The organism is Methylophaga sp. UBA5088, assembly GCF_002414625.1.
Lineage (GTDB): Bacteria > Pseudomonadota > Gammaproteobacteria > Nitrosococcales > Methylophagaceae > Methylophaga > Methylophaga marina.
In genome coordinates this window covers 1-10,588 of the sequence record NZ_DIAC01000038.1, presented here as the reverse complement: position 1 = coordinate 10,588, position 10,588 = coordinate 1, and the positions used below count along the sequence as shown (strand labels likewise).

Sequence of the window (10,588 nt, the reverse complement as noted above, 5' to 3'; positions counted from 1 at the left end):
ACGGCTGCCAACCACGACTGCCATTGCTGATACAAGAGCTTGTCGTCCGTCTGTTCGGATAACGCCAGATACCACTCAATAGTCTCTAATGCGATTTTTTGTTCAACCTGTATTGCGTCTGGCATGGATTATTTGACGGTGATTGCAAAATAACATTGCGCTGCTGCCCGAGTTAAGTATCGCTTAACAGTGGACACCGACACCGCTAATTTTTCAGCTATTTCCTGTTGCTTCATGCCATCCAATTGCGCATAGAGGAAAGCGCGCTTTACATCCAACGGTAAGCCCTGCAAACGCCGGTTTATATCCACTATGGTTTCGACAATGATGGCGCGTTCTTCTTCTGATGGTTGGAGACTTTCAGGTATATCGGTAATGGCTTCCAAGTACGCTTTTTCTACTTGTTGACGTCGCCAGTGATTAGCCACACTTCGCTTTGCCAATGTTGTCAAAAAGGCGCGTGGTTCTGTGAGTAAGAGTTGCTCTTCACGCGCCAGTAATGTGACAAAAATATCATGGGAAATGTCCGCCGCAGACTCGGTAGATTCCACTTTGCCGCGTAACCACCGAAACAGCCAAGTATGATGTTGACGATAGAGATTAGATATCGTTTGTTGCTCTGACTCCTGAAAAACGGACATAGCTTGCCTGACGGGTTAAATAAATGAGAATCATTATCATATAATATCCAACCTCAATCAGGCAATAGCTATTCAGCCATCAGAGATGTTCGCGTGTGGAACGGAAATCGATATCTGGCCAGCGTTCCATCGTCAGGTCAAGATTCACCCGCGTTGGTGCAATATAAGTCAGGTTTCCGGCACCATCTAATGCCAGGTTTTGCGACGCTTTCTTTTTAAACTCTTCCAGTTTGCGGACATCATCACAATAGACCCAGCGGGCGGTGTATACCTGAACCGCTTCATAAGCACATTCCACGTTATATTCACCTTTCAAACGATGAACCACCACGTCAAACTGAAGCACACCCACCGCACCCAGAATGAGATCATTATTATCAAGTGGGCGGAATAACTGTGTTGCCCCTTCCTCACTCAATTGCTGCAAGCCTTTCAATAAGGCTTTATTTTTAAGCGGATCTTTCAATCTGACACGACGAAATAACTCTGGTGCGAAATAAGGAATGCCGGTGAACTGAAGATCTTCACCCTGAGTAAATGTATCGCCAATCTGAATCGTGGCATGATTGTGCATACCCAAAATATCACCAGGATAAGCTTCCTCGGCTTGTTCGCGTTCCGCCGCCATAAATGTCACGGCGTTCGCGATAGTCACATCTTTACCAATACGAGTCTGATGCAACTTCATACCTTTAGTGTATTTACCTGAACACACGCGTAAGAAAGCAATCCGGTCACGATGCTTTGGATCCATATTCGCCTGAATCTTAAATACAAAGCCACTAAAGTTCTCTTCACCAGACTCAACAACGCGTGTTTTTGTCTCACGAGATTGTGGCGGTGGCGCATATTTCACAAAGGAATCCAATAACTCTGTAATACCAAAGTTATTCATCGCTGAGCCAAAAAACACAGGTGACAACTCGCCAGCTAAAAACAGCTCCAAATCAAATTCATTACTGGCACCACGCACCAACTCAATCTCCATGCGTAAGTCTTCCGCCAGCCCACCGAATAGCTCATCTAAGCGAGGGTTATCAAGCCCTTCTATGACTTCACCCGCTTCTTTGGCATGCGCTTCGAACAAATGAACATTATCATCTAATAAGTGATAAATCCCCTTGAAGCCTTTACCCATGCCAATAGGCCATGTGATCGGCGCACAGCCTATATTTAGAATCGTTTCGATTTCATCCAACAATTCAACAGGCTCACGACCTTCCCTATCTAATTTGTTAATAAAGGTCAGAATCGGCGTATCACGCAGACGACAGACTTCCATCAACTTAATAGTCCGTTCTTCAACACCTTTGGCACTATCAATTACCATTAAGGCTGAATCCACAGCGGTCAATGTGCGATAAGTATCTTCCGAGAAATCAGCATGGCCCGGTGTATCAAGCAGATTCACAATCTCATCACGCCATGGAAACTGCATCACTGATGAGGTGACAGAAATGCCCCGCTCCTTCTCCATTTCCATCCAGTCAGAAGTGGCATGTTTATCAGTCTTGCGAGATTTAACACTGCCCGCGGATTGGATCATGCCACTGAAATAGAGGAGTTTTTCAGTGATGGTCGTTTTACCGGCATCAGGATGCGAAATAATCGCAAAAGTGCGGCGCTTTGAAGCCGCTTTTTGGACTGGGCTAGACATAATTTAATCACTTTCAAGAGTTTCAGTATCGTCATCGACGACAAACGAGCCATTTTCTCGCATCAATGCCTGTTTCTCAAATATAAATTCTTCCACTTTACAGTTGCTCCGCAACAAATGATAATAAGAAACATTATCATTATCATCTATAAAAATATCTCTTGAATGAAACATACTAGTTCACAACAACACGCTTCTAAGCAGATTGAAATGTTGTATATCCATAATCAACAGTGGCTGCGAAGTTGGCTGTATAAACAATTGGGTTGCAACCATCTGGCTGCTGACTTACTACACGATACCTTTGAGCGCTTGTTAAAACGGGTAAAAAACGATGTTATTGAAGATAGTGATGCTTATTTAAAAACGGTTGCTCGCCACCTATTGACCGATCATTGGCGTAAAAAGAACATTGAAACGGCTTATCAGCAATGCGTTAGCGAACTTGAGCCAGATTTAGCGCCATCAGCTGAAGAGCAAGTGGAGCATTTAGAGTTATTAATTCAGGTGGATAACCGACTAAGACAACTGAAAACAGATGTTCGTCAGACATTTATCGCCGTTCAGCTGGAAGGCTTAAATTATGCCGACACAGCCAATAGACTCGCTATATCCATCAGCACCGTGAAGCGCCATTTGAAGCAAGCCATGTTGAGTTGTTGTTTTAATTTGTCAGTATAACGATGCGATCACTCAACGAAAGTACAATCCCACTCACCATTGCAGAAGAAGCGGCCGATTGGTGGTTGGAGCTACAAAATTCTGTTAATCACACTTTAACTCAACAACGCATCAGTTCATGGCGACAGCAATCATCGGTTCATGATGAAGCCTGGCAGAAGATTGCTGCTTTTGACATGATGCTTAATGATATTAACGCGCCACAGCGTCGTCCAATCAGCCAACACGTTCTCAGTCAGCCATCTCCCGGACCTCGCCGACAGTTGCTTAAATCTCTATTTGGTATTGCGGTGATTGGCTCAACCCCATGGTTTATCGGTTCACCTGTCACCCATCAACAAAATAAGACACTCGCCACCAAAGTAGGTGAACACCGTAGCTGGACACTGGCAAATGGTGTTGAAGTCCACCTCAATACTGACACCATCATTGAGATAGACGAAACGAATACATTGATGACTCTCGTACTCAAGCAAGGTGAAGTAGCGATCATCACCCATGCCGAACAGCACCCTCAACAACAGCTGAAAGTGACAACAGCTATCGGAGATATCACACCGATAGGCACCCACTTTGTCGTCACACAATACCCTGAACTGATACAAGTCACACTATTTGAAGGCCAAGTAACCGTGACCGAGAAGCACTATCTGACATCATGGACACTTCAGGAAAACCAGGCATTGACATTGACTGCGTCAGGAGAAATGTCGATGTTCAAGGCCAATACACAAACGCTTGCCTGGCAAACAGGCATGTTAATCGTATCTGATATGCCCTTGAACAGCTTTGTCTCTGAACTCAGTCGATACCATCATGCCTTTATCCGCTATGAACCACAGATTGCTAATTTGAGAGTCTCAGGCTCATACCCAACCGACGATTTAGCAGCAGTTATGAATGCTGTTAGTAGAGCGCTCAACCTAAATTACACAAAACGTTTTGGCATCTGGTTTCATTTATCTGAAAAAAAATGAGCTGATTTTTTTCCTGGTTCGTCCTGAGTAATAACAACAGAACAAACCACGGAATCCATTATGAATCGAACTTATTTATCTTCGACAATACTCAATATTCTCCTGCTATCCAGCACAAGTATCGTCTTTCCCTCCGTCAGCTTCGCAGACGATACTTCATCAAAGCGCACTAGCGTGACCGAATCAAAGCAAATTTCCATACCTGCTGGGTCTTTAGAGACTGCCCTTAACCAACTCGGTCAACAAACAGGGTTACTGATTAGTTTTTCAGCAGATTTAGTTAGGGATCAATCAAGCCCAGGTGCTAAGCAGGCTCGCAGCATTTATCAGGCTTTAGACCAAATATTGGCGCACAGTGGGCTAAGATACGTCAAAAATGGTGAATTAAGTTACACCATCCTTCCTATTCAGAGTGCGGATCAATCAGGCGTAGATTTACCACAACTGAATATTGAAGCATTACCTCATAACCCAGAAATAAAAACCCTCACCTCTATCGAAATGCGCCAATCACTTAGGTCAGATCTGGCAGAAGCACTGAGCCTTATCCCTTCAGTACGTGTCGATGACACGGCCAGCTCAAGCCTGCAACAAGGTGATATCAAACCAGCAGAGTTTTCCATTCGTGGTGCAGCTCCATATCAAAATAAATTAATGCTTGATGGGGCTAGTATTGACAGTCGGCTGGATCCTGCTCTTGAAGAAAGTGCTTCGAACTACACACGGGTTGCCGGACACTCTCAAGGTTTATTTGTTGACCCCACTTTTCTGGATAATTTAACTGTCATTGATGTGAATGCTTCAGCCAGTGAAGGAGGATTTGTTGGTGGTGTCGTCAAAGCAGAAACCAAAGCATATTCAGGACGAGACGAATTTCAAATCAAACACCGTAAAACCCAAGACAGCTGGACGGAATTTCATGTTGATGAGTCTCAAGAAGGTGAGTTTTTTGAAGATGGGGCAAGACAATTACCAACTGGCTTGCCCGGAGATTATCATCCTAAGTTCCGTAAATCAGAGACAGCTCTGCAAGGCGCGACACGAATAGGTGATATAGGTGTTTTTGCAGGTTATAGTGAAAAAGAATCACATATTTCCCAAAAGCAACTGGTGAAATTAGATTTTGATTACTTTGCTGACACAGGGCGTATATTTAAACCTTCCGATGAAAAAACCCTAGATAAAGAATCACGATACGGCGTGGTTAGATTTGACCTGCTCGAACGTGATTATGATCTCAATGCCTCAGTCGCCTACAGCGATTATTACGAAGACAGTTTCCTGATTAACTACATTGGTTCAGACTTTGAAGGACAACATCAAGGTCTGAATGCGAGTGTTAATTTTGGGAAACAATTCGCTGACACTCGTATGGATCTTAATCTCAATGCAGGTACCGATGCCGATCAACGTGAGTTTGAAAGCAACACCATTGATCAATATAAATACACCAGTATCTATGAAGCGGGGATTTTTGGCGGATATGGTGATTTAGCCAACCGTCAATATACGATTGGTTCAACACTTAACTTTACCACCTCACTGAATGAGTCCCATGTATGGCGCTATGGTACCGAGCTGAAATGGGCTCGTTACATGCAGGATCGCGGAAATGACTTTACCTTCAATGAATACACCTTAGACTTCACTCAGCCACTCCCTCCTCAAACCTCACCGGGCTCATGGGCGCCTAGCGATCAGTTTCATAGCCGGGAAGTCATTTACCAGGCGGGGAAAATTGCCTTTGATAATATGGATATTTCTGCGTTTACTGAATTAAACGGTGACTACCAGCATGTCTTTTGGCGTGCTGGTGTGCGAGTGGAACATGATGATTGGTTAGACAATGTCAATTTAGCACCAAGAATTCAAGCAGGTGTCTATTTAAACAACACGCAAACAGCACGTATTACCGTTGGTGCAAACCGTTACTACGGTAAGTCCTTTTTATCTTATCGCTTACGAGAAGAAGAACGTAGTCGCATGAGCATTCGTGAACGCGATAGTGCAAGTGACAATTGGACCACTATTGATCCAACACAAGAGTGGGAGTTTCGCGACCTCGATACACCTTATGATGATGAATACAGCGTAGGACTCTATGCTGAAGTATTAAGTGGGCAAGCAGGCCTCCAATACGTAGAACGCCAGGGACGTAAACAAATTCGAACCCATTATGATTCTACTTCCGAAGTCAGTTGGTTTGAAAACTCAGGCAGCAGTAATACACAACAAGTCGATCTGTTCTGGCGTTCTTCACCTTTCCGATTTGCTGGTATGAAATGGTTAGTTAATTCAACCGTGAGTTGGATGGATAAAGACACTGATGCTCGCTATGGTGATAGTGGCGGTTATCTATCTAGTGTCGATGCGAATGAACAGGTCATATTTGAAGGTAATCAAGTCGCTCGCCGAGCATTACCTGCCGGTGACTTCGCCACACCAGTGACAGCTAATCTGGACATTATCATGCAGGCATTTGATGATCGTTTACTGGTTAAAAATAGCTGGGCCTTTACCAACGGTTATAAATATTTAAAAAGTTTAGGTAAAGATGATGATACCGGCCTGGATAGTTATGAAACAGAAAATCAAGGACGAACCACGCGCTGGGATATCAGTGTTGAATACGCGCTACTTTCACGCCCCTCCTCACCTTACATTCGAGCCGATATCATTAACGTCTCAGATAAGCGAAATGTGGTGACGACGGAATCGGGCACCCAATTATTTGGTTTAGGCCGTCAGTTCTGGTTCGAAATTGGGTATCGCTACTGATGTCGACGATGAACTATATAAACAGCCAGCTGCTGGTATTAGTCCTGATGATAATAATGCCAAGAATGGCGTTTGCAGAAAATGACACAATGACGCTCATCGAGCAATACAGGCAAGGTGTCACACACTGGCCCGAAGCCAAACTTGATGCTGGGGTTGAGGTGCAACCACTCATGCCTTTACCCCAGCAGATTGAGTTTCCACTCGACAATCCCTTTTCTGAGGAAAAGCAACAGCTCGGTAAACATCTTTTTTTCGACAGACGTTTATCACAATCACAGCAGATTGCTTGCGCCTCTTGTCATGATCCAGATTTAGCCTGGGCTGATGGCAGAAGAAAAGCGATTGGACATAATCGTATTCAAGGTGACATCAACTCACCCTCTATCGTTGATACTGGCTTTCTCAAGCAATTGTTTTGGGATGGCAGAGTCAACAGTCTGGAAGAACAAACGCTGGCAAGTTGGACCAACCCGATTGAGATGGCAGCGAATCCTGAGAATGCAGCAAAACGACTGGCGAAGACCGCATCCTATCCTGCTCTTTTCAAAACCGCTTTTGGTGACGAAAACATCACGCCTGAACGTATCGTTCAGGCTATTGCCACTTTTGTGCGAACAGTTCGCTCATCGCCATCAGACTTTGATCGCTTTATGGAAGGTAAACAAACGGCACTCACCGACCAGCAAATTAGAGGCCTACACTTATTCCGCACAAAAGCGCGTTGTATCCATTGCCACAATGGCCCCTTACTCAGTGATAATCAATTCCATCACTTGGGTACATCATTTGACCAAGTCGGTAATTTCCAGGGCCGCTATAAAATGACGGGAAAAGCAGAAGATGTCGGTGCCTTTAGAACACCTGCATTACGGACAGGTATCGCTTCGCCACCCTATATGCACAATGGCCTCGTTACGGATTTGGATATGCTGCTAGCTATGTACAATATGGGGTGGTGGCAAAATGCGAAACTCGATGATAAAACCGATGACATTCCCACCGCTCAATTATCGCCACTAATAAAACCCTTGGATCTGTCAAAACAAGAACTGGCCGATCTGAAAGCATTTTTACTCGGCTTATCCAGTCATCTACCACAGCCAGTTCTTCCAGAAGAACTACCCTAGAAATGCCTTTCCATTCACTCGCTCGATAAAAAAACCTTGTAACAGAGATGTTGGCCATCAGTAATTTTATGATAACTTCTAGGTTCTTCATAAGGCTGTAACCATGTCACGGAAAAAAATCGCAAGACACAAGGCAATCATTGACGAGCTCACCATCAATCCTTCTATGCGGGTGAGTGAATTAGCAAAAACCCTGAAAGTTACGACAGAAACGATTCGTCGTGATTTAGAAGAGTTGGCAGAACAAAACCTAATTAGTCGTACTTATGGTGGCGCCTTACTGAGACAGGCAGCAGAACCTGTATTAAATGAGCGACATAAAGCCAATCTGGCCGAACGCACCGCCATTGCCAAAAAAGCAGCGCCCATGTTGAAAGGTGCCAAAGTCTTGATGATAGGTTCGGGGGTGACCACCGTCGAAGTCGCCAAGCGCATAGCCTATGAAATGAACAATATTACGGTCATCACCCATGCCTTTGGTGTGGCAACCGTATTGTCGTTTAACCCGACTATTAACGTGATTATGGCACCCGGTGTCTATCATGGTGAAGAAGGCGCGACACATGGTTCACAAACCTGTCAGTTTTTATCCGATTACACGGCGGACTGGGCCATTCTAGGTGCTAGCAGCTTGGCACCAACTGGCCCTGCTGACGCGCTTACCGATGCTGCTGATGTTTATAAGCAGATGATTCGCCAAAGTGCCAACAATATGGTGGTCGCTGATCACAGTAAATTCGATCGCATGGCCACGGCGCGTTATGCCAGGTGGAATGAGATCGATCATTTAGTCACTGACCGCCAACCCAGTGGTCCCTTAAAGAAAGCATTGAGTGATGATAAGGTCGGCCTCATTGAGGCATCAACAAGTTAACTGACCTCAATGAGTATGCTAGTGAGGCTAGACCTGCTTTGATAAAGCGTCTAAGAAGAAATCAGCCTCATATCGCGATAAGGTTAGCAAAGGACGTAACTTCAAGGTAGCGCCGTACTTGCCTGCTGCACCAATCAATACCCCTGCTTGTTTTAAACCGTTAATAATATGTCGTGTCTTGGTGGGATTAGGGTTATGTTTATTATCCTTTTCACCAATATCAATACCCAAAAATAAGCCTTGGCCACGAACATCAGCAATATAAGACGATTGTTGCGCTATAAACTGGAGTTGTTGCTTGAGGTAGTCCCCCATCTTACGTGCATTTTCCTGCAAATTTTCCTGTTGAATGGTATCGAGTACAGCTTGACCGGCAGCCGCCGCAACCGGATTGCCACCAAAGGTATTAAAATAGCCAACATCAGCACAGAAGGACTGTAAATAATCGGGTCGCGTCGCCACCGCAGCCATGGGGAATCCATTCCCCATCGGCTTGCCCATGGTGACGATATCGGGAATGATCCCATGAAAATCGAAGCCCCAGAAGGTTTCTCCCATTCTGGCAAATCCAGGCTGAACTTCATCAGCAATAAACACGCCGCCAGCGTTGCGGACAACCTCAACAGCTTGTTTCAAAAAGCCACGAGGTTCGGAAAAAATACCATCTGAAGAAAAAATGGTATCTACCAACAGTGCCGCCACTTTGATACCACGCTGTTGTAAGGTGTCAATTGCCTCCGCGACTTTTGCAGCAAAACCGGCAGCTATGTCTCCTTCGTACACAGACGATGATGGCGCCGGAATAGCTACCACATTATCGGGCAAACTCCCTTGCTTGATAATGGAGGGTGAGACGGTTGTCACCAGACTGGTATTACCATGGTAGGCATCTTCCGTCACAATAAAGCCTGTTCCGCCTGAAGCCTGCTCAGCCAAACGCATCGCTAAATCATTGGCTTCACTACCCGAGCAGGTCATCACGACATTAGATACTGACTCGGGTAGCGTCGCTTTCAGTGACTCCAGATAGTCATCCACCACACTGACCAAATAGCGTGTATGTACATTCAATGTCGCAATTTGTTTTGACACCGCAGCAACGACACTCGGGTGACAATGACCAAGACAAGGCACATTATTATAAAAATCCAGATAACGTTTACCATCAGCGGCTTGCATCCAGGCACCTTGTGCAGACACCATTTCAATAGGCTCTTGGTAAAACAAAACCGAAGCAGCACCAAGATTATCAAGACGCCGTGTGACGTTCTCCTTGTGCTGACCCGATTTAGCCTCAAAAGCGTTCATATCGAGAATACGTTTTTCACTTAGCGGTGATGTGTCTTGCTGTTCATTTTCGGCAAGATATCGCTTTGCTAACTCAATAGTGCCTTGCGTGTACTGATCAAACCCGGCTTCTGCTGCTGTTTCTGTTTCAGGGTGACTTGCCACCCAGGCAGTGAGTAATAATCGACGGAACATCACAAATGTGGATATCATCGCTTCATCTTCTGCTGATAGAGGTGAGATGGATTTATAGCCTCGAACCCAGGCTCGTTCTAATTCCGGCAACAATGGCGACAACTCAAGAAACGAGACGGCTGAAGCAAAGTCATACATAAACCAGCTAAAACCACAATCATCAAAATCGATCACACCAAGATCATGGCCGTCTGCTAATAAATTCGCTAAACGCAGATCTGCATGAACTAAGCCGAAGCGGTCTGCTCCCTCACCATAGGCCTCTAACTGTGACTCGAGTAGCTGACATAATTGCTCAAGTACCACTTTCCCCTGTTCATCCAAGCCAAGCGCTTCTCGCCAATCCCCCCATAAAGGCTCAGGTCCAA

At 45.1% G+C, this 10,588-nt stretch carries 8 protein-coding genes; 5 read left to right on the top strand and 3 right to left on the bottom strand.

The features are described from left to right. Nucleotides 1-128 precede the first annotated feature (128 nt). Together B4K20_RS05345 and B4K20_RS05340 are read right to left on the bottom strand one after the other, a co-directional pair. Nucleotides 129-641 carry a sigma-70 family RNA polymerase sigma factor gene (locus B4K20_RS05345; RefSeq protein ID WP_289282154.1) on the bottom strand — a complete coding sequence of 171 codons (513 nt, stop codon included), beginning with the start codon at nt 639-641 and terminating at the stop codon, nt 129-131. A gap of 79 nt (nt 642-720) precedes the next feature. Next, the gene (locus B4K20_RS05340; protein ID WP_289282153.1) at nt 721-2,298 is read right to left on the bottom strand and encodes a peptide chain release factor 3; all 1,578 of its coding nucleotides are present in this window, start codon (nt 2,296-2,298) and stop codon (nt 721-723) included. Between the two features lie 165 nt (nt 2,299-2,463). Here B4K20_RS05340 and B4K20_RS05335 point away from each other — a divergent pair, with 165 nt between their 5' ends. From B4K20_RS05335 to B4K20_RS05315, 5 genes are all read left to right on the top strand, one after another. After that, nucleotides 2,464-2,979 (top strand): sigma-70 family RNA polymerase sigma factor, encoded by a 516-nt coding sequence (locus B4K20_RS05335; RefSeq protein ID WP_289282152.1) that lies wholly within the window; start codon nt 2,464-2,466, stop codon nt 2,977-2,979. Nucleotides 2,980-2,981: 2 nt separating this feature from the next. Next, on the top strand, nt 2,982-3,956 hold the full coding sequence (locus B4K20_RS05330) for a FecR family protein (protein WP_289282151.1): 975 nt from the start codon (nt 2,982-2,984) through the stop codon (nt 3,954-3,956). 60 nt (nt 3,957-4,016) lie between these two features. Then, entirely contained in the window at nt 4,017-6,734 is a 2,718-nt protein-coding gene (locus B4K20_RS05325) for a TonB-dependent receptor (RefSeq protein ID WP_289282150.1), read from the top strand. Nucleotides 6,735-6,781: 47 nt separating this feature from the next. Beyond that, nucleotides 6,782-7,864 (top strand): cytochrome-c peroxidase, encoded by a 1,083-nt coding sequence (locus B4K20_RS05320; RefSeq protein WP_289282149.1) that lies wholly within the window; start codon nt 6,782-6,784, stop codon nt 7,862-7,864. A 103-nt stretch (nt 7,865-7,967) separates the two neighbouring features. Further along, a complete protein-coding gene (locus tag B4K20_RS05315) occupies nt 7,968-8,738 on the top strand; it encodes a DeoR/GlpR family DNA-binding transcription regulator (RefSeq protein ID WP_289282148.1) in 771 nt (256 codons plus the stop codon). A 27-nt stretch (nt 8,739-8,765) separates the two neighbouring features. Here B4K20_RS05315 and B4K20_RS05310 read toward each other — a convergent pair. Further along, the coding region (locus B4K20_RS05310) for an aminotransferase class III-fold pyridoxal phosphate-dependent enzyme (protein ID WP_289282147.1) at nt 8,766-10,588 on the bottom strand (1,823 nt) is incomplete at its 5' end.